The sequence below is a fragment of the Mycolicibacterium novocastrense genome (assembly GCF_001499835.1).
Lineage (GTDB): Bacteria > Actinomycetota > Actinomycetes > Mycobacteriales > Mycobacteriaceae > Mycobacterium > Mycobacterium novocastrense.
In genome coordinates, this window is record NZ_LQIH01000001.1 from 487753 (window position 1) to 508822 (window position 21070).

The window sequence follows — 21070 nt, forward strand, 5'->3', positions numbered from 1 at the left end:
TCCGAACCATCGACTCGGCGCAGAGGTCATAAGCCGCCCGCAGGTACGTATGTCCAGCCGAATCTCGACCTTCTTACAGCAGCCCGAGCATTTGTAGATCGGTGACATATTTGACGATGACCGGTGCCGAGACATGCGGAATGTCGTTGTCGGGACCGACTTTCGCCTCCCGCACTGCAGCCTGGAACCGATCCGCCGGCGCGAACGAGCTCAGCGTCGGCTCGGGCGGTTGCAGAGCGCCAAGCGCCCGCATCATCAACAGCATCTGCAGCACCGACTGCTGACGCTTCTTATCCGGCAGTGCGCGCAGTGCGGTTTCGAAGCGGTGTAGCCACTGGTCGAAGTCGTCGATGCGTTCGATGTCATAGCCGGCGTCGATGAGCCAGTCGACGTATTCGTCGAGTCCGATGCCGTCGTCGTGGGGGTTCATCACATGGTAGGTGGCGAACCCGTCGACAGTCTGCGACCCAAGCGTGGCGATCGACTCGGCAACGAAATCGACCGGCAGTCCGTCGAAGTGGGCCCGTTGGCGGTTGCCTTGAGCGTCGCGCTGGTAGAACGACGCCGGCGCCACACCGGTGGCCACGATGCTGAAGATCATGCGCGTCACGATGTCGGTGACGTTGAGCTGACCCGCATAGGTCGGGTCGGCCAAGATCATGCCGGAGCGGAACACCGAGACCGGCAGTCCGCAGTGGTCGTGGGCTTCGCGTAGCAGCACTTCACCGGCCCATTTGCTGTTGCCGTAGCCGTTGGCGTAGCCGGAGTCGACGACGCGGGTCGCGCTGATCTGGCGGATGTCGGCGTCCTCGACGAAGGCCGAGGGTTCGATCTGGCGGCCCACATCCGAAGTCGACACAAACGCGAACGCCTTGAGCTTGGTGGTCAACGCGAAGCGGATCAGCTCAGCGGTGCCCACCACGTTCGGGCCGAACAACTCGTTGTAGGGCAGCGCACTGTTGACCACCGCGGCCGAATCCACAATCAGGTCAACCGATTCCGTCAACCGCTGGTAGGTCTGCGGGTCGAGACCGAGGTCGGCTTCACCCTTGTCTCCCGCGACTACCTCCAGATGATTGGCGGCCAGTCCCTGGAAGTACTGCACCAGGTTCGGATCACCACTGTCGAAGGTGTTGTCCAGTCGCTGTCGGGCGTCCTCGTCGGTTTTGGCGCGCACCAGGCAGATCAGTTTGCCGTCGACCTGTTCCATCTGTTCGAGCAGCTGCAACACCAGATAACGCCCGAGGAAGCCGGTGGCCCCGGTCAGCAACACCGTGCGCACCTCAGCAGCCGGGCCCGGCAGTGCGGGCGCCCCGGCCAAAGTGGCCTCGTCGATGAACTTGTCCAACCTCAGATCGCGGGCATGGATCTGGCTGGTACCGCGCCCGTGCACCCGGTCGAAGAGCTCGGCGGTAGCGTCGTCGGCCGACCCCTCTACGCGGTGAGCCAACCCGGCCACCGTGGGTGCTTCGAACAACGCGTGCACCGAAAGGTTGGCATCCAAGGCGGTGTTGATCGCCGCGATCACCCGCATCGCCGAAATCGAGTCCCCGCCCAGATCGAAGAACGCATCATCGACACCGACGCGCTCCGCACCCAGCACCTGGGCGTAGATGCCGGCGATGATCTCCTCGACCGCGCTTGAGGGGGCCCGATACTCGGTGGCGTTGCGGTACTCCGGAGCCGGCAACGCGCGCCGATCGAGCTTGCCGTTGACCGTCAACGGCAACCCGTCCAACGCCACAATCGCCGCGGGCACCATGTACCCCGGCAGACGCTGCGCCAGTGCCGCCCGCAGCTCGCCCGGATCACCGGCACCGGTGATGTAGCCGACCAGACGCTTATCGCCGGGGCGGTCCTCACGCGCGATCACCGCCGCCTGATCCACCCCCTCCAGGGAAGCCAGCGCGGCCTGGATCTCACCGAGCTCGATGCGGTACCCGCGGATCTTGACCTGATCATCGGAGCGGCCCAAATACTCCAACTGCCCCTCTGCGTTCCAGCGCACCAGATCCCCGGTGCGATACATCCGCGCCCCAGCCTCGCCGAACGGGCACGCCACGAACCGCAACGCCGTCAACTCCGCACGATTCACATACCCCACGGCCACGCCACGCCCGGCCAGATACAACTCACCCACCACACCAGCGGGCACCGGGCGCAACCACTCATCAAGCACGAACGTCGCTCCGCTGGGCACCGGCGAACCGATCGGCACCACCGCAGCACCAGGGGTGAGCGGAGCGCTGATAGCGGCGTAAATCGTCGACTCGGTCGGACCATAGGCGTTGAGCATCACCCGCCCCGGCGCCCACCGATTCACCACCTCCGTGGGGCAGGCCTCACCGGCGACCACCAGCGTCGTATTCTCCAACCCCTCCGGCGACAACATGCCCACCGCCGACGGGGTCTGATACAAGACGGTCACACCCTCGCCGACCAACAACTCATGCAGATCATCTGGCGAAGCGGCCACCGCCTCGGGCACCACCACCAACCGACTGCCATGCAACAACGCGCCCCAGATCTCCCACACCGACACGTCGAACACCAACGAATGCCACTGCGACCACACCTGACCCGGCCCCGCCGGCATATCGGCATGCAACGACTCCAACACCTGAGTCACATTGCGGTGCGTCACCGCCACACCCTTAGGCACACCCGTCGTCCCCGACGTATAGATCAGGTACGCCACATCATCAGGAGCCGGCGGCAACAACGTGGTGCGGGGGTACAGATCGATCGCGGGATCATCGACCTCGACGATCGCGATGTCGAAGCCGTCCAAGCGAGAGCGCAGGTCCGGCGAGGCGATGGCCGCGACGGGCTCCGCATCGCCCAGCATGAACTCCAGCCGCGCGTCGGGTACAGCCGGATCGATCGGCACATAGGCCGCGCCCGTCTTCAGCACCGCCAGCATGCCCACGATCGCGTCGTCGGAGCGGGGGACGAACAGCGCGACGGACTTCCCTGGTCCGGCGCCGTGCATGGCCAGAAGCCCCGCGACCCGGTTTGCGGCCTCGTCGAGCTCGCCGTAGGTCATCGAGCGATCGTCGAACGTCAACGCGATCTGGGCGGGGGTGCGATCCACCTGCGCTTCGAACGCGGCCGGGATCGAGGTCGGCGTGGCGACCGGCCGGCTCAGAATCGCCCGGTTCCCCCATCCGTCGAGTTCCTCGTATTCGTCGGTGTCGAGGGTGTCGATGGTGGCCAGTTGTTGGCTGGGGTCGGTGGTGGTGGTGGCCAGGATGCGTTGGAACCGCTCGATCATGGCGTCGATGTCGGCGGTGTCGAACACGGTGGTGTCGTATTCGACACGCAGACCCAGTTCGTGTCCGGGCAGGGCCATCACCGACAACGGGTAATGGTTGTACTCACGGTTGGTGAACTCGGTGACCGCCAACTCCTGCAACCCCGAGAGCGCGCTGGTGTCGATCGGATAGCTCTCATACAAGAACAGCGTGTCGAAAAGCGCATCATGCCCAGCAGCGTGATGAATCTCGGTCAACGCCAAATGCTCGTGATCGAGGGTGTCGTTGTGGTGGCGCTGCAACTGCTCGAGCAGATCGGCCACCGTCGCCGAAGCCGACATATCCGCCCGGATCGGCACCGTGTTGATCATCAACCCGACCATCGCCTCAGCACCAGCCAGATCCGCCGGGCGACCTGAGACCGCGGTACCAAACGCCACATCATGCTGACCGGTCAGCGCCATCAACAACTGCGCCCACCCAGCCTGCAACACGGTATTGACCGTCGTATGGCACGAGCGGGCCAACTCCCCCAACTCGCGGGTCAACTCCGTAGGCACCCGATACGACGCCACCCCACGCGGGCCCGGCACCCCCGGCGGGGCCACCAGAGTCGGGGTCTCAAACCCGGCCAACACCTGCTGCCACGCCGCGCGCGCCGCCGCGCGGTCCTGGCCGGCCAGCCAGGTCACGAAATTGCGGTACGACGGGGCCGCGGGCAGGCGCTGTCCGTAGTAGCTGGCCAAAATCTCCTGCAACAGGATCGGCATCGACCAGCCATCGATGACGATGTGATGGAAGGTCAACACGAACCGGTGCTGATTGCCCGCCGTGCGGATCAACGCCGCCCGGAAAGTCGGCCGATCCGCCAAATCGCACACCGCCGCGCGCTCAGCAGCGCACAACGCCTCGAGCTCGGCCTCAGACTTGCGGTCATCCCAACGCAGATCCAAATACCGCCACGCCATCACCGGATTGGCCGGCAAGATCTGCACCGGCTCACCGAACTCCTCGGAGAACCGCGCGGCCAGGTTCGGGTGGCGCTGCACCACGTTTTGCACCGCATCACGGAACCGATGCGCATCCAACGCCCCAGCCACCGTGATATCAAGCTGCACCGCATACACGTCATCACCGGTGCCGCGCGCAATCGCCGAATGAAACAACAACCCCTGCTGCAGCGGGGTCAGCGGCAACACATCAGCAATGTCGTGCTCGGCGCACAACTCGTCGATCTGTTGCTGGGTCAACCGCGCCGGGGCCAAGTCCGACGGCGTCAACCCGCCACCGCCGTTGCGCACATGGGCACTGATCCCGGCCAGCGCCTCAAACCACAACCGGCTCAGCCGCTCGACCTGGTCGCGATCCAGCGCCGAGGGCGCCCACGTCCACGCGGCCTGCAACCGCGGGCCCTCATCGGTATCCACCGTGCCGGCGTTGAGTTCCACGGTGTGCATCAACGGCATCGCCACCGCCGACACCGCCTCCGACAACGCGAAACTGTCCTCACTGAGCTGCCACAAGTCCTCGCCGAGATCACCCGCACCAGCACCCAGGCGACCCAGATAGTTGAACCCGATCACCGGGTCGCGACCCGACAACTCCACATCGGGATTCAGGTAACGCAACAGACCATAGGTCAGCCCATCGGGCAGCGCGCGCAACTGCTCCTTGGCATCCTTGATCAGCGCACCCAGCGCGGCGTCACCGGAGGTCACCTGGTCCCAGGACACGCCGTCAACGCTCAGCGCCACCGGTGACTTGGTGGTGAACCACCCGACCGTGCGCGACAGATCCACATCGGCGGCCAGGTCCTCGACGCGGCCGTGGCCCTCGACATCGATACCGATCGGCGTTTCGGTGGCGCCCAGGAATTCGGTCCAGGCCAGACCGAACGCGATCAACAGGATGTCCTGGACGCCGGCATGAAACGCCGAAGGCACCTCGCCCAGCAGCCGCCGGGTGGTGTCCACATCCAACGGAACCGACAACTGCCCGGCAGTGGCATAGGTGTCGATCTCGGGTTGCACCGCGGGCAGCACCGCCGGAGCAGCCTCCACCCGTCGCCACGTCTCGGTGTGTGCGACAACCTCCGGGCGCTGGGCGTGCTCTGCCAGCAGGTTGGCCCAGTGCTGGAACGAGGTGCCGCCCACCGGCAGCTCGATCGGCTGACCGCTGTGGTGCTGCACCCACGCGATGTTGAGGTCCTCGAGCAGGATGCGCCACGACACCCCATCCACGGCCAGGTGATGCAACATCAACACCAACTGGTTCGTCGAGGCCACCCACACCGCCGAGAGCATCGCGCCGGCGCCCGGGTTGAGCCGCTTCCGCGCTCCCACCAACGCCTCATCGGTCAAGGCGTCGACCACATGCAGGTAGTCGCGCGCGTTGACGGTTTCTGGCTTGGGAACGGTGAAGGACCATTCGCCGGCGCCGTCATCGTCGACATAGAGCCGCAAGGTGGCATGCCGGTCCAGCAGGGCTTGCAGCACCACCTCGACGTCGGTCTCAGTGACCGCCGCCGGTGCCTGCACGATCAGGGTCTGGTTGAACTCATCAACCGGGCCCTCGACCTCTTGTAGCCAGCGCATGATCGGGGTCGCCACCACCGGGCCGATGCCCTCATCGATGACCGCGGCTTCCCCGCCCACAACCTTGGCCACCGCCGCCAGCCGGGCCACGGTCTGCTCGACGAAAATGTCGCGGGGTCGGCACACCAGACCCGCGGCGCGTGCGCGACCGACGACTTGCATCGACAGGATGCTGTCCCCACCCAGATCGAAGAACGAATCATCAACCCCGACCCGATCCACACCCAACACCTCGGCGTAGATCCCGGCCAGGATCTCTTCGACCTGCGTGGAGGGCGCGCGGTAGTCCGCGGCCGTACTGCGGTACTCCGGCGCGGGCAGGGCGCGCTTGTCGAGCTTGCCGTTGACGGTCAGCGGGAGCGTTTCGAGCACCACGATGGCCGTGGGCACCATGTAGGCGGGTAGACGCTGGGCCAGCGCGCCGCGCAGTTCGGCCGGATCGGCGGTCCCGGTGATGTAGCCGACCAGCCGTTTGTCGCCGGGACGGTCCTCACGCGCGATCACCGCCGCGTGATCGACCCCGTCCAGTTTGGCCAGCGCGGCCTGGATCTCGCCCAACTCGATGCGATAGCCGCGGATCTTGACCTGCTCATCGGCGCGGCCCAGATACTGCAGTTGACCGTCCTCGCCCCAGCGCACCAAATCCCCGGTGCGATACATCCGCCCACCAGGCTCACCAAACGGGCACGCCACAAACCGCGACGCCGTCAACCCCCCACGATTGACATAACCGGCGGCCACCCCGGCACCGGCCACATACAACTCACCAACCACACCCTCAGCCGCCGGACGCAACCACTGATCCAGCACAAACAACGCCGCCTGCGGCACCGGCGAACCAATCGGCGCGACCCCCGAATTGGCCACCAACGGCGTGCTCATCGCCGCATAAATCGTCGCCTCGGTCGGCCCGTAGGCGTTGATCATCACCCGATCACCGGCCGCCCAGCGGTCCACCAACTCCGTCGGGCAGGCCTCACCAGCCACGATCAACGTCGTGGACTCCAACCCCTCCGGTGACAACATCCCGGCCGCCGACGGCGTCTGGCACAACACACTGACCTTCTCGGTGATCAACAAGTTGTGCAGATCCATCGGTGAACTGGCCACCGACTCGGGCACCACCACAAGACGGCCCCCGTGCAACAGGGCCCCCCAGATCTCCCACACCGAGACGTCAAACACCAACGAATGCCACTGCGACCACACCTGCCCCGGCCCCGACGGCAAATCCGCGTGCAACACCTCCACCAGCGACGCCACATTCGCATGCGTCACCGCCACCGCCTTCGGCACACCCGTCGTCCCCGAGGTATACGTCATATAAGCCAGATCAGCGGGCGCCGGACCCGTCGCCAAGACGACGTCGGGCTGACTCGACAGGGCGGGATCGTCGACGTCGATGACCGGCAGGTCCGAAACAGCCAGCCGTGAACGCAGATCACCCGTGGTGACCGCGGCGACCGGCTCGGCATCGCCGACCATGAACGTGATCCGCTCGTCGGGGTGCGCGGGATCGATCGGCAGATACGCCGCCCCGCTCTTCAACACCGCCAAAATCGCGATGATGGCCTCCGCCGAGCGCGGGATCAACAACGCGACGGTGCGACCCGGACCGGCGTCGTGCTCGGCCAAAACGTTGGCCAACCGGTTCGAGGCCTGATCCAACTCCCGATAAGTCCACGACTGATCTCCGCACACCAACGCCACCGCGTCGGGGGCACGCAGGACCTGGGTGGCGAACAAATCAGGGATCGAGACACGACTGTGCGTCGGCTCGCTCAACACCGAGTGGTTACCCCACTCAGCCAGCAGGTCCTGCTCGTCATCGTCGAAAAGGTCCAACGACAGTAAAGTCCGGCTCGGATCGGCGCTCATGACTTCCCCCTCGTATCTACAGTCATAGCCACCAACACACGCTGGAAACGGTCGACCAGCTTTCCGATGCGGGCGCTAGAGAACACGTCCTTGTCGTATTCGACGCGCAATCCCAGTTCGTTACCGGGAACGGCCTGCACCGACAGCGGGTAATGGTTGAACTCGCGATTTGTGTACCCGGTAATCGCCAGTTCCTGCACTTCCGACAACCCCGCTGCATCGAGGGGATAGTTCTCGTAAACGAAAACGGTGTCGAAAAGCTGATCATGGCCAGTGGCGCGATGAATCTCGGTCAGCGCCAGGTGCTGATGCTCCAGCGTGTCAGTGTAAGAGCCTTGCAGTTGCGCCAACAAATCGGCGATGGTCGTCGTCGGTGTGACGCTCGCCCGCACCGGAACGGTGTTGATCAGGAGTCCGACCATGGATTCGGCGCCCGGCATGTCGACCGGACGTCCCGAGACGGCGGTACCGAAGGCGACGTCGGTTTGCCCCGTCAACCAGATCAGGATCTGTGCCCACGCCGCCTGCAGCACCGTGCTGACGGTGGTGCGGCAGGAGCGGGCCAGCTCACCGAGGGCCTGCGTGGTCTCCGCAGAGACCGTGAAGGACTCGACGCCGCGACGGCCCAATGCCAGCCGTCCTGGAGGACCCACAAGGGTGGGCGTATCGAAGCCCGCGAGCACGTTTCGCCACGCCGTTTGGGCGGCATCGAGGTCTTGTTCGGCCAGCCAGTTGACGAACCGACGGTAAGGCACCGGTGGCGGGAGTCGGTGACCGAAGTAGCTGGCGAAGATCTCCTGCAGCAGGATCGGCTTGGACCAGCCGTCGAGCACGATGTGGTGGTTCGTGAGTACGAATCGGTACTGGTCTTCGGCGGTGCGGATCAGCGCGGCCCGGAATGGCGGCCGGTCTGCCAGGGCGCAGACCGCAACGCGCTCACCGTGGCTGAACTGGTCGATCTGCTCCTCGATGTCGCCGATCTCGGCGTCGAGTTCGACGTACTGCCAGGCCAGCTCCGGAGCCGCTGACAGGACCTGGACCGGCGCGCCGAAGTCCTCGTAAAACCGGGCCACCAGGTTCGGGTGGCGGTTGACGACGGTGTGCACCGCGTCGCGGAGGCGCTCGGGCTCGACCCGTCCGCTCACCGAAACGTCCAGCTGCACCGCATACAGGTCTTCGCTGCCGTCGGCTTCGCCGGTATGGAACAGCAGACCCTGTTGCAGCGGGGTGAGCGGCAGCACATCGACCGCCTGGTACTGGCGCTGCAGCAGGTCGATCTGGTCCTGCGTGACGCGTGCGGGCGCGACGTCGGACGGGGTCAGGCCGCCGCCGCCCGACTGCACGTGGGCACAGATACCGGCCAGGGCCTCGAACCACAGCTTTCCGACCCGGCTGACCTGCTCCTCGTCCAACGCCGAGAGCGCCCACGTCCAGGTCGCTTGCAGATGCGGTCCGGCTTCGGTGTCCATCGTGCCGGCGTTCAGCTCGACGGTGTGGCCGAGCGGTGTGGGCACCGCGGTCGCCGCGGCGGTGATGGACACACCCTCGTGGTCGATCCGCCACAGATCCTCGGAGAGCTCGGCGGCGGCCGCACCCAGCCGTCCCAGGTAGTTGAAACCGATCGAGGGGTCGGAGCCGGCGAGGTCTACGTCGGCATTCATGTAGCGCAGCAGGCCGTACGTCAGACCGTCCGGCAGCGCCCGCAGCTGTTCCTTGGCGGCCTTGATGACCGGGCCCAGCTCGGTGTCGCCGGCCGCAACCTGCTCCCAGGACAGCCCGCCGACGGTCAGGGCCACCGGGTATTTGGTGGTGAACCAGCCCACCGTGCGCGACAGGTCTACGTCACCGGCCAGTTCCTCCTGGCGGCCGTGGCCTTCGACATCGATGGAGATCGGTCCCTCGTTGGCGTCCAGGAACTCGGCCCACGCCATGCCGAAAGCGATCAGCAGGATGTCTTGCACTCCGGCGTGGAACGCCGCGGGTACCTCGCCGAGCAGGAGTCGGGTCGTGTCGGAATCCAGCTCCAGCGACAGCTGCCCCGCGTTGGCGTAGGTGTCGACATCCGGTTGTACGGCCGGCAGCGCGGCCGGGATGGCAGCCACCTGTCGCCATGCCTCGGCCAGGTTCACTACGGCCGGCAGGTGAGCATGCTCGTTCAGTATCGAAGACCAGCGGGCGAACGAGGTGCCGCCCGTCGGCAGCTCCACATCCTGGCCTCCGTGATGCTGAGCCCAGGCGATGTTGATGTCTTCCAACAGGATTCGCCACGACACGGCATCGACTGCCAGGTGGTGCACGATCAACACCAGCTGGTGTGCGTCGGCCACCCATAGCGCGCTGAGCATGGTGCCGGCGGCCAGATTCAACCGTGACCGCGCCTCCAGCAGCACGTCATCGGACAATGCGTCCACCGATTGCAGGCAGCTGCGCGCGTCGAGGGCGCCCACCTCGGGGACGCTCAAAGACCAACCGCCGGTGCCGTCGTCGTCGACGATCAACCGCAGCATCGCATGGCGGTCGAGCAGCGCCTGAAGGACGGCCACCACGTCCGCCTCGGTCACGCCGGCGGGTGCCTGCAGCACGACCGTCTGATTGAACTCGTCGATCGGGCCGTCAACACCGTTGAGCCACTGCATGATCGGTGTGACGACCACCGGCCCGATGCCCTCGTCGACTGCGCCTTCGGCGTCGGAGAAGGTGGCCACCTGCGCGAGCCGGGCAACGGTCTGCTCGACGAAGATGTCGCGCGGACGGCACACCAGCCCGGCCGCCCGCGCGCGGGCGACCACCTGCATCGACAGGATGCTGTCACCACCGAGATCGAAGAACGAGTCGTCGACACCGACGCGCTCCACACCGAGAACCTGGGCGAAGATGCCGGCGAGAATCTCCTCGACCGCCGTGCTCGGGGCGCGGTACTGGTCGGCGTCCTGGAATTCCGGCGCCGGAAGCGCGCGAGTGTCGAGCTTGCCGTTGACGGTCAGCGGCAAGGCGTCGAGTACGACGACCGCGGTCGGCACCATGTATGTCGGCAGCCGTTCACCGAGCTTCGCGCGCACCGCGGTGGGGTCCACATGTCCGGTGACATAGCCGACCAGCCGCTTGTCGCCCGGGCGATCCTCACGGGCGATCACCGCCGCTTCGTTCACACCGTCGAGTCCCGCCATCGCCGCCTGGATTTCGCCCAGTTCGATGCGGTAGCCGCGGATCTTGACCTGCTTGTCGGCGCGACCCTCGTACCGCAGCTGACCGTCGGCACCCCAGCGGACCAGGTCGCCGGTGCGGTACATCCGTGAGCCGGGGCCTCCGAACGGGCAGGCGACGAACCGCGTCGACGTCAGCCCCGCCCGGCCGAGGTAGCCCGAAGCCAGCCCCGCGCCGGCCACATACAGTTCGCCGGTCACACCCACCGGCACCTGTCGCATCCACTCGTCGAGCACGAAGAACGCCAGGTGTTCGAGGGGCACACCGATGGGGCTGGTGGTGGTGTCGACGTCGCCGGCGCCGATTTCGCGGAAGGACGCGTGCACGGTGGTCTCGGTGATGCCGTACATGTTGATCATGCGCGGCAGGCCCGGATGGCTGTGCAGCCATGACGAGAGTCGTTGTGGCTCAAGCGCTTCACCGCCGAACACGACGGTCTGAAGCTTGAGCTGCTGACCCAGCTCGGGCTGCAGAGCATCGGCGGTCTGCAACGCGTAGAACGCCGACGGAGTCTGGCTCAGGACACTGACCTGTTCGGTGACGAGCAGGGCGTGGAGCTCTTCGGGCGAACGGACGACCGAGTCCGGCACGATCAGCAGGCGGCCGCCGTAGAGCAGCGCGCCCCAGATCTCCCAGACCGAATAGTCGAACGCCAGGGAATGGCACTGCGTCCAGACCTGCCCGAGGGACAGTTCCACATCGAGCGACTCCAGCAGCTGGGTGACGTTGCGGTGCGTGACGGCAACACCTTTGGGCTTACCGGTGGTCCCGGAGGTGTAGATGATGTAGGCGATGTCGTCGGGCGCGGGCGCCGTCAGCGCAGGCGCGGGATCAGCGTCGGGTGCCTGGTCGTTGACGTCGATGATCGGGACGCCGTAGGACTCCAGCCGCCCACGCAGATCGGCCGTCGTGACCGCGGCGACGGGCGCGGCGTCGCCGATCATGAACTCGATTCGGGCGTCGGGATGCGCGGGGTCGATCGGGAGGTAGGCCGCGCCGGTCTTGAGCACCGCCAGGATAGCCGCGATCGCCTCGGTGGAACGCGGAAACAGAAGTGCCACACGCTGTCCCGGGCCCGCGCCACGGCTGGACAGCAGTGATGCCAACCGGTTGGCCGCCTCCTCGAGCTCGCCGTAGGTCGTCGACCGACCCTCGAACGTCACCGCCACAGCCTCGGGGTCGCGGCTCACCTGGGCGTCGAACATGGCCATGATCGACACCGGCGTGGTCGCGGGCCGGGTCAGTACCGCCCTGTTTCCCCAGCCGTCGAGTTGTTCGCGTTCACCGGATCCGAGCAGCTCGATCGAAGACAACCGCCCGGCCGGATCAGCGACCATGGCCGTCAGCACGTGCCGCAATCGGTCAACGAGCACTTCGATTTCGGACTCGTCGAAGATGTCGGTGTCGAACTCGACGCGCAGACTGAGTTCGTTGCCGGGCGTCACCACCATCGAGAGCGGATAGTGGTTGTACTCGCGGCTGTTGAAGTCGGTGACGGCAAGGTCTTGCACGCTCATCAGCGCGCCGATGTCGATCGGATAGTTCTCGTAGACGAACAGGGTGTCGAACAGACGATCGTGCCCGACGATGCGGTGGATCTCGGCGAGCGCGAGATGTTCGTAATCGAGGGTGTTGTTGTGGTCGCGCTGCAGCTGGTCGAGCAGGTCGGCGACGGTGGTCGCAGACGTCATGTTCGCGCGCACCGGCAGCGTGTTGATCAGCAAGCCGACCATCGAGTCGGCGCCGGGAAGGTCGACCGGCCGCCCGGACACCGCGGTGCCGAAAGTGACGTCGTGATGACCGGTCATCGCCATGAGCAGTTGTGCCCATGCGGCCTGCAGGACGGTGTTGACCGTGGTCTGTTGGGCACGTGCCAACTCGCCGAGCGACGCGGTGAGGTCCGCAGGCATCCGGTGTGACGCGACGGCCCGCGGCCCGGCCTGAGCCGGTGGTGCGACCAAGGTGGGTTCTTCGAAGCCGGCCAGCACCTCGCGCCAGGCCGCGCGTGCCGCGTCGTCATCCTGGTTCGTCAGCCAGCTGACGAAGTTGCGGAACGGCGGAGCGGCGGGAAGCCGTTGCCCGTAGTAGCTCGCGAAGATCTCCTGCAACAGGATCGGGAGCGACCAGCCGTCGATCACGATGTGATGGATCGTGATCACCAGTCGATGTCGATTCCCCGGCAGGCGAATCAGTGCGCCTCGGAACAGGGGTTGGTCCGCGAACTTGCAGACGGCGGCGCGCTCGTCGGCGCACATCTGATCGACTCGTTCCTCGGAGGTGTCGCCGTCGCTCAATTCGAGATACTGCCAGGCGATTACGGGATCGGCCGGGATGATCTGCACCGGTTCGCCGAAGTCTTCGCTGAACCGTGCGGCCAGGTTGGGATGGCGGGCGACGACGGTCTGCACGGCGTCGCGCAGGCGGTTCGGGTCAAGCGAACCGGTCAGGGTGATCCCGAGCTGCACCGCGTAGACGTCGTCGTCGGAGTCCTCGATGAAGCTGGACTGGAACAGCAGCCCCCGTTGCAGCGGAGTCAGGGGTAGCACGTCGGCGGGATGGTGCCGACGCGTCAGATCGTCGATCTGCTGTTGGGTGAGCCGGGCCGGGGCGAGGTCGGACGGAGTGAGACCACCGCCGCCGTTCTGCACGTGGGCGCAGATGCCGGCCAGGGCCTCGAACCACAACTGGTTGAGCCGCTCGGCCTTGTCCTGGTCCAGCGCTGTCGGTGCCCAAGTCCACGCCGCCTGCAGTTGCGGGCCGTCCTCGGTGTCGGCGGTGCCGGCATTGAGTTCGACGGTGTGTGCCAACGGCATTGACACCGCCGCCGCGATATCGGTCAGTGCCAAACTGTCGGAACTGATTCGCCAGAAGTCGTCGGAGAGCTCGCCCGCACCAGCGCCCAGGCGCCCCAGATAGTTGAACCCGATTGCGGGGTCCGGACCGGAAAGGTCGACGTCAGAATTCAGGTAGCGCAGCAGACCGTAAGTCAGACCCTCGGGAAGAGCGCGCAGTTGTTCTTTGATGTTCTTGATCACCGTGCCCAGTGCGGCATCACCGGCACTCACCTGAGCCCAGGTCACCCCGCCCACGTTCAGCGCGACAGGGTACTTGGTGGTGAACCAGCCGACCGTGCGGGACAGGTCGACGTCGGCGGCCAACTCTTCGTGACGGCCGTGACCCTCCACGTCGATGCCGATCGGCGCGCCGGTGGAGCCCAGAAATTCGGCCCAGGCCAATCCAAAAGCGATCAACAGAATGTCTTGCACGCCAGCGTGAAACGCCGCGGGCACCTCTCCGAGCAGCTGGCGGGTGGTCGCCGCGTCCAGCGAGGCGGTCAGGCGCCCGGCGTTGGCGAAGGTGTCGGTCTCGGGCTGCACCGCAGGCAGCGCGGCCGGGGTCGACGCCACCTGCCGCCACGTCTCGGCGTGCCCAACGACGTCGACGGAGCCGGCGTGCTCAGCCAGTAGCGACGACCACCGGGCGAACGACGTTCCTCCGGTGGGCAATTCGATCGGTTGACCGCTATGGTGCTGCGCCCAGGCGATGTTGAGGTCTTCGAGCAGGATGCGCCACGACACCCCATCGACCGCCAGGTGGTGGATCACCAACGCCAGCTGTCGGGCGCTTGGCGCCCACACCGCGCTCACCATCGCACCGGTGCGTGGATTCAACCGCGATCGCGCCGCCACCAACGCCTCGTCGGTCAGTGCGTCGACGGCCTGCACACAATCGCTTGCGTTGACCGCGCCGGGTTCGGGGACCATCAGCGACCAACCGTCGACACCGTCCTCGGCGCGCAACCGCAATGTTGCATGCCGATCCAGCAGCGCCTGCAGCACCGCCTCGACGTCGCCCTCGGTCACCTCCTCCGGGGCCTGCACCACCAGTGTCTGGTTGAACTCGTCGGTGGCACCGGACATCTCGTGCAGCCAGTGCATGATCGGCGTAGCGACCACCGGGCCGATGCCCTCATCGACGACCGCGGCCTCACCGCCGACCACCTTGGTCACTGCCGCCAGCCGTGCCACGGTCTGCTCGACGAAGATGTCGCGCGGCCGGCAGAAAAGCCCCGCCGCCCGGGCCCGTCCCACCACCTGCATCGACAAGATGCTGTCGCCACCGAGGTCGAAGAACGAATCGTCGACCCCCACCCGCTCCACGCCGAGCACCTCGGCATAGATCCCGGCCAAGATCTCCTCGACCGCGGTGCCCGGGGCGCGGTAATCGGCTCTGCCGCCGGTGAATTCGGGCGCAGGTAGAGCGCGGACGTCCACCTTGTTGCTCGATGTCAGAGGCAATGACTCGAGGACGACGATCGCGACCGGCACCATGTAGGGCGGCAGCCGGTCCGCCAGCTGGGCGCGCAGGTCGGCCGGATCGGCGGTTCCGGTGATGTAACCGACCAGCCGCTTGTCGCCAGGGCGGTCTTCACGCGCGATCACCACCGCCTGGTTGACGCCGTCCAAGCGGCCCAGTGCTGCTTGGATCTCCCCGAGTTCGATGCGATAGCCGCGGATCTTGACCTGCTCGTCGGCGCGGCCGAGATACTGCAGCTGACCGTCCTCGCCCCAGCACACCAAGTCGCCGGTGCGATACATCCGCGCACCCGACCCGCCGAACGGGCAGGCGACGAATCGTGATGCGGTCAGATCGGGGCGACCGACGTAGCCAGGCGCCACTCCATCTCCGGCTACATACAACTCGCCGACCACCCCGGCCGGCACTGGGCGCAGCCAAGTGTCGAGCACGAGAAGCGCCGTTCCCGGCACCGGTCGGCCGATCGGCACCACACCATCGCCCACAGCCAGCGGTGCACTGATCGCCACGCACATCGTGGTTTCGGTCGGGCCGTACCCGTTGAGCATCACCCGGTTTTCGGTCGCCCACCGTTCCACCAGCGATGCGGGGCAGGCCTCGCCGATCACCACCAGTGCGGTTTCCTCGAGTCCCGCGGGTGACAACATCGCCGCCGCCGATGGCGTCTGGGTCAGTACGGTGACCCCTTCGCGAACAAGTAGTTCGTGGAAGTCCTCCGGTGAGCTGGTCACGTGCTCCGGCACGACCACTACACGACCGCCGCGAAGAAGCGGATTCCACACTTCCCAGACCGAAGCGTCAAAGGCCAACGAGTGACACTGAGCCCAGACGCCCGGGATTGGCCAGCCGGGATCCAGCGAGCCCAGCAGCCGGGTGACACTGCCGTGGGTAACCGCCACTCCCTTCGGGGTCCCGGTGGTCCCCGAGGTGTAGATGATGTAGGCCAAATCGTCCGGGGACGGCGCGGACAATTCCGCCGAGGAGACCTCCGAAGGCGCGGCTTCAATGTCGATGACCGGAATGTCGAGACCGTCCAGCCTCGAACGCAGGCCCGCCGTAGTGAGCAGAGCCATAGGCGCTGCATCCTTGAGGATGAACTCCAGCCGTGCCGCCGGCACCGACGGATCGATCGGGAGATACGCCGCTCCGGTCTTGAGCGCGGCCAGAATCGCAATCACAGCCCGATCGGAACGGTCGGCGAGCAGCGCCAGGCACTGACCCGGGCGCGCCCCCTGGGCTGCAAGCGATCTCGCCAGTCCAGTCGCGGCCTCGTCCAGCTCGCGATATGTCCATGATCGATCGCCGAAGGCCAACGCTGGCTCTTCCGGGGCGCGCTCCACCTGAGCGGCGAACAAGGCCGGAATCGAGAGCCGGGTCGGTGCGGGATCGGTTAGCACCTGACGCTTCCCGATCTCAACCAGCTTGGCGTGTTCGTCGGAGCCGAGTTCGTCAATCGACGACAGTGGCCGATCCGGGTCGTCGGCCATCGCCGTGATGATCCGCTGCAGGCGCTCGGCCAACTCGGCGGCGTTGAAATTCGCGAACGGTTGCCCTAAACCCGCAGTGCTCAGCGACATCTGGTCGCTCACGCCGGAGAAGAAGAAGCCGTAATGACCGACCGGACCATGGTTGGTGTAAGACGCCGTTGCGGGAACGCCGCCAAGGTCCAGGGTGAGCCGCTGCGGAAGGAAGCTGATCGCTACCCGATTTGCGGTATGCCTAAGGCCGCCTGCACCTTCCAGGGTGTGCACCGGGAACCGCTGATGCTTCAACAACTCTCGAATGCGCACATCGACGTGCTTGCAGAACTCGCCGGCCGACAACTCCGGCGGCGCGCTCAGTACCAACGGCACAACGCCGGCCAGCATGCCGGGAATGGTCTTGGAGTCCTCGGTGACACGCCGGCTCACCGGAAAATCAAGGGCCACTTCGGAACCGCTGGCCGACCAAGACCGAGCCAACAACGCGCACGCCGCGGTTGTCACCGCGTAGCGGCGAATCCGCAACGCCTTCGAGAGCTGTTTGATACTGCCGACGGTTGCCTGGTCTATGTCAACGGACGTGGAGGGTGTGTATGCATCACGCTCCGCCGACTCCTTGGACCCCCGCGGATCCAACCCACTCTCCGGCGGAAGGTTCTCGCTCCAGTACGCCCTGTCTTCGGCGTAGTCATCGGACGCCTCGTACGCGGCCTCGCAATCGACGAGGTCCTGGATCGAGCCGAAGTAGGCGGGCGGGATGGGCTCACCCTTGGCCAACGCCGTATAGATGGTTGAAATGCGGCGGCACACCAGTGCCATTCCCATCCCATCAACGGAAACGTGATGGCCTAACCCGTACGCATAATATTGGTCGGTCTGAGTTTGAAATAACGCAAAAGTGACCATGCGGCCGGTAAGCGGCATTGGAGTGTGCTGAATTGATGACGCTATCTCCCGGACTTTGGCCGCAGGATCGGGCGCATCCCTGACGTCATAGAAGGGCAACTCGAGATCCGAGTAGTCCATCGGGCGCTGGACGATCTGGCCGTCTTGTTCGAAAAACGTCGCCCGGGCCGGTTCGGCTTCCTGCAGCGCCTGCCGCATGGCGTGGTGGAGAAGGTCCGGCTGGATCGGACCGTCGACCCTGACGAGAAGCCCGAGCTGCCACTCGGTGCCGGCGAGACCACTTTCCTGCGAGAGCCAGACGTCCAGCTGGCCTCGCGACAGCGGTAGTGCCCCGTCGTCATGTCCCATTAGTCGACTTTCCCCGCCAAGCCGTTCAGCCGTCGAGGGTCCCGCCGCCCTGCGCCAACCTCTCGCGCAGGCTCTTCGGCCTGATGTCGGGCCAATGCTCTTCTACGTACTCGAGGCATGCGGCGCGGTCAGCTTCGCCATACACCACCCGCCACCCGGCCGGCACTTCGGCAAAGCTAGGCCAAAGGCTGTGTTGCTCCTCGTCATTGACCAGAACGAAGAAGGTACCCTTGTCGTCATCGAACGGATTGATGCTCACGTCTCTCCAGGTTAGTCGTCAGACACCGCAAACCATTGGCGAGCCTATCGCAAAGTTACCGCAGGCTGTAGAGGTCGGCAAATTGTTACCTTACGGTTCCCTGTCGATGCGATTACAGCAAACTTTAGGTAGCTAATCTCTAAAATTAACTGCGGCGTCAATACCGCTAGGGATATGCGCAGCTCAACGGCTACCTTCAGCACCCACCTCGGGGTTGCGGACAAATCCTGCTTATGAGAATTCTGTGACCTCGCTAAGTATAAGGCTCACAATGCCGCCAAAATCTGCGCGCTCGCGCAGCGACTCCAGCAAACGCGCTTGCAAAACCGGATCGGTCCTCGAGCCCGACCAAAGGTTCGACGTGTGAATTATCGCTAGAAGTGGCCACGACCTGCAATTTGCCGTGGTTATCGGCGCACCGAGTGGGCGGGTGCGTGTTTGCCAGGTTCGCAGTACCAGCGATCTCACGTAAACTGCCTCCACCGACCCGGCGAGTCGCTCGGAATCGCGGCTCCTTGTAGCTGCTTAGCAACCGATCGCCGAACTACTGCAAAGCTCCGCCCTGAGGCGCCGATCGTGATTGCCAATGCCGTTCGCGCAGCGCCAGTCGATCTTCGCGAGAGCAAGTACCTGCGATGATCTTGATTTACGCTTCGCCCCGGACCGCCCGCCGCGGGGTCCCGCCGTAGCGGCGCTGCAAGTAGCGGTGGCGGTCTGTCGGCGCACCGAGCGAACGGCGAATCATATCGGGTCGGCCATGTAGTTACCACGGGTCCGGGGCGAGCGTCTTGGAGGGCTCCGGCGACCGACGACGTTGCGCGAGGACGGTGGGGCCTAAGGAGCCCGGTCGAGGGATAACGACTCGAACAGTGTCCCTTTCATTGCGGTCGTGTGCCGACATTCGGCGGCGGCTCATAGCGCGCTTGCGACGTCGTATGCCGGTTACCGCAAACTCTTCGGCCCGCCTCCCGCTTAGTCGCGAACCCGTGACAAGGTAAACAGCCGAAGTGGGCTTTCGGGGCCAACCACTGAGGACACCACCGCGCGTCCCAAATCGTGATAACAGTAGGCAATATCGATGCCAAAATTTATTCTTTAAAGTCTTGACGAATCCTTCACACTGGCGCCAAGTAGGCCAAAGGGTATTAATCCTTGCGGTCTTCGGAGCGAACCTGCAAGCCCTCGATAGGCGAAGACCCAACCGGCATGACCATGATGAAGACGGGAATGCTGATCATGGCGCCACCGGGAAATGGAACCCGAAATTTGAAGGAGACGACCTCCATCTCCAGACGTTTGCCGCGCTGGGTCTGCATCTCCAGTCGACCTGGTAGGTACCTCGGCGTCGCAACCCACTCCAAACCACGTTTGAGTGACTCGAGCAGATTCATCCCTCGACTCTATACCTCGCGGCGCTGAAGATAAGGAATCGAGAAAATCGCATCGGCACCGAGGTCTGCTGCACCGATCACACTCAACCTCAATGCCTTTGGCATTCTTAGCAGTCGGATCGGCTCCGGAGAGCCATTGTCCCGGCCCGACGCTGCTGCCGCGATATCTTGGTGCTGCGTTTCACGGCACTGCCGGCACGCGACGGGGTCCAATGCGGTTGGCCGCGACGACTGTACTTCGAATCACCCACTCAGGCATCGCGGCTCAGCCAGCGGTAGCCAGTTGAGCCGGTAGTCTGGCGGCAATGTGGAGCGCGTTGCTGGGGCTTGCGCTGGTGACTGTTCCCGATCCGCTCCGGCTGGTTGCCATACTGCTCGTGATCTCACGGCCGCGTCCGGTCCAGAACCTCTTCGCTTACTGGCTTGGCTGCTTGGTAATCAACGGGATTGTCCTCCTGACACCGCTGATCGTGCTCTACTACACGCCGGCGCTCAGAGGTTTCGTGCAGGAGTTGATCAGCTCGGCGATGACCGGCACGTCAACCATCCAGCCGGTTCAGGTCGGGATCGGTGTGCTTCTGTTACTGGTTGCCGCCCTTCTGGCGGTGCGGCCAAGGTTGCGGCAACGGGTAAGTGCTGCGGAGAAGTTGCAATCGAGCACTGACACGCGTCCGCGCGCCGCGATCTCGCGAACGCAGACGGGGGATGCGGAAGGCCCGGCGGCCGAATCCGCGCAGCCAATCAGACGGCTCCTCCTCCGCGCCCGCTCAGCCATCTCCAAAGCCTGGAAAGGTGGAGCGCCTTGGGTGTCCTTCTTGATGGGTCTAAGTTACTTACCACCCCAGGCGACGATCGCCCTCGCCATCATCGCGGCATCGGGAGCTGTGATCAGCACGCAGATCGCGGCCGCCTGCGCATTTGTGCTGATCATGCTCGCGGTCGTCGAGATCACCCTCGTCGGTTACATGCTCGCCCCGGCGAAGACCGAAGCGATACTGCGTTCCTTGCATGACAGGGTGCAAGCTCACCGTCGAGTAATTCTGGTCGCCGTCCTGGTTTTGGTCGGTTCGTGGCTTGCCGCTACCGGTTTGCGGCTCATCTGAGAGCATCCTGGCAGGACAATCCAAGCCCAAACTCCTGGCCGCTGGCTACCCCAGTAACGCTTTACGCGTGAAGTTTATGGGGATACGTCGCAGGTGCCCACTGTGCGTCGGAGATCTCATCAAGTGTAGACGGGTCGACTACCATGCGCAGCGCAAGTAGCCGAGTACTCGACGCAAGTGTTGCGGCGGTTGACAATTCAAGATGTAGCCAGCTGCCTAGTCGTCGGCGACCCCGATGGCGGGCTGTTCGGTGGAGTCGATTCTTCACAGCCGGTCTCGATCGCGACCCTTATCGAGGGCTCGATCGGCCTGGAGGCGGCAAACATGCTTCCGGG

Annotated in this window: 5 protein-coding genes; 1 reads left to right on the top strand and 4 read right to left on the bottom strand. The window is 65.1% G+C overall.

The features are described 5' to 3' along the window. Positions 1 to 73: 73 nt before the first annotated feature. The 4 genes from AU072_RS02350 to AU072_RS02365 all read right to left on the bottom strand — a co-directional run bounded on the left by AU072_RS02350 (position 74) and on the right by AU072_RS02365 (position 19632). Complete coding sequence (locus AU072_RS02350) at positions 74 to 7726, bottom strand: non-ribosomal peptide synthetase (protein WP_064412222.1); 7653 nt, start codon at positions 7724 to 7726, stop codon at positions 74 to 76. After that, entirely contained in the window at positions 7723 to 17982 is a 10260-nt protein-coding gene (locus tag AU072_RS02355) for a non-ribosomal peptide synthetase (RefSeq protein WP_064412223.1), read from the bottom strand. The genes AU072_RS02350 and AU072_RS02355 overlap by 4 nt, the downstream gene beginning before the upstream one ends. Before the next feature lie 25 nt (positions 17983 to 18007). After that, a complete protein-coding gene (locus AU072_RS02360) occupies positions 18008 to 18241 on the bottom strand; it encodes an MbtH family protein (protein WP_064412224.1) in 234 nt (77 codons plus the stop codon). Positions 18242 to 19386: 1145 nt separating this feature from the next. After that, a complete protein-coding gene (locus AU072_RS02365; protein ID WP_064412225.1) occupies positions 19387 to 19632 on the bottom strand; it encodes a hypothetical protein in 246 nt (81 codons plus the stop codon). A gap of 305 nt (positions 19633 to 19937) precedes the next feature. Here AU072_RS02365 and AU072_RS02370 point away from each other — a divergent pair, with 305 nt between their 5' ends. After that, positions 19938 to 20735 (top strand): GAP family protein, encoded by a 798-nt coding sequence (locus AU072_RS02370; RefSeq protein WP_064412226.1) that lies wholly within the window; start codon positions 19938 to 19940, stop codon positions 20733 to 20735. Positions 20736 to 21070 lie beyond the last annotated feature (335 nt).

Excerpts from the sequence above, each read along its gene's own strand:
- AU072_RS02350 (WP_064412222.1), bottom strand. The coding sequence starts at position 7,726 with ATGAGCGCCGATCCGAGCCGGACTTTACTGTCGTTGGACCTTTTCGAC.
- AU072_RS02355 (WP_064412223.1), bottom strand. The coding sequence starts at position 17,982 with ATGGGACATGACGACGGGGCACTACCGCTGTCGCGAGGCCAGCTGGAC.
- AU072_RS02365 (WP_064412225.1), bottom strand. The coding sequence starts at position 19,632 with ATGAATCTGCTCGAGTCACTCAAACGTGGTTTGGAGTGGGTTGCGACG.
- AU072_RS02370 (WP_064412226.1), top strand. The coding sequence starts at position 19,938 with ATGTGGAGCGCGTTGCTGGGGCTTGCGCTGGTGACTGTTCCCGATCCG.